The following is a 1,120-nucleotide window of genomic DNA, read 5'->3' as shown; positions in this document are numbered from 1 at the left end:
CCGCTCTTCCGATCTGAAGTTATTGATTAACTTAGTCGTGTGACCTGCACCTAGTGCGCCTAGGTGGAATACGTTTTCGCCTTGCTCTTCTAGAACTGGCTTAACTTTATTGAATGTTTCAATATCACCAGCAGCCATAATGTTCAACAAACCATCTTTAGCGTGTGCAGGAGTACGTCCTAAAGGAGCATCGATCATGCCTGCGCCTTTTTCAGCCAGTGCTGCACCGATTTTTTGAGTGGAAGCCGGGATAGAGGTACCGAAGTCAACAAGCACGGCACCTTCTTTAATGCCTGCAAGAACACCATCTTCACCGTAAACAATCTTTTCAACAACAGCTGAAGTGGTAAGACAGAACTGCACGATATCACTCGCTGCAGCTAACTCTTTAGCCGAAGTAAATGCGGTCGCATTGCCACGATCAATAACACGAGCAACAGCTTCTGCATTAAGATCCATCACGTTTACGTGGTAACCGCGTGTTTGTAGGTTTTCAACCATGTTGCCGCCCATAAGACCAAGGCCGATGAAACCAATGACAGGTTTAGTCATGTCTAACTCCAAATATACTATTGTATGATTAATTAATATGAAGCATATACGGCTATTCGAATTTAATCAATCGTAAATTTAGCAAAGTCGTCCAGAAGTAACATTTTTTTGATCAACGTATCGTTCAACGATTTTAAAAGCGTCCTATACACGAATGGCAATCGCCAATAGCAGACGCAATAAACTAGGCTTATAAGTAGGGGGAAGGCTCTACAACACATGTAGAGATTGATATTTCTTTGTCTATACCCAAAGCCTCTAAATGAAATGTAACTATGCCATCCAAGGGGAAATGATTCAGTTCAACATCATTAATTAGGTGACCACTGATCGTTAAATTGATGGTTCAAAAACAACCGTTAATTTTAAAATCCTTCACTTTATCACTTATCGACATACTGCTACCCGTTGACAATTAGTATGATTTAATCATGCAACAACTTAAAAGAAACCGATAGAGGGTTGTCACTAAATACCTATGAACAACAATAGCGTTCCTTATTGGCTAAATCGATATAGCGAGGCAATAGTTACGTCTTTACGACTGACTAACCGCTTATGCTGAGCC

Annotated in this window: 1 protein-coding gene; it reads right to left on the bottom strand. The window is 40.8% G+C overall.

Going from position 1 to position 1,120, the window contains the following annotated elements; genetic code table 11:
* Positions 1–552 (bottom strand): NAD(P)-dependent oxidoreductase (locus ACP45E_RS04220; RefSeq protein WP_141707219.1); only part of this gene is annotated, 552 nt, incomplete at its 3' end.
* Positions 553–1,120: the final 568 nt, after the last annotated feature.

The sequence above is a fragment of the Vibrio genomosp. F10 str. 9ZD137 genome, assembly GCF_049974785.1.
Taxonomy (GTDB): Bacteria; Pseudomonadota; Gammaproteobacteria; order Enterobacterales; family Vibrionaceae; genus Vibrio.
The sequence above is the reverse complement of the archived record's forward strand: the minus strand, read 5'-3'. Positions and strand labels throughout refer to the sequence as shown.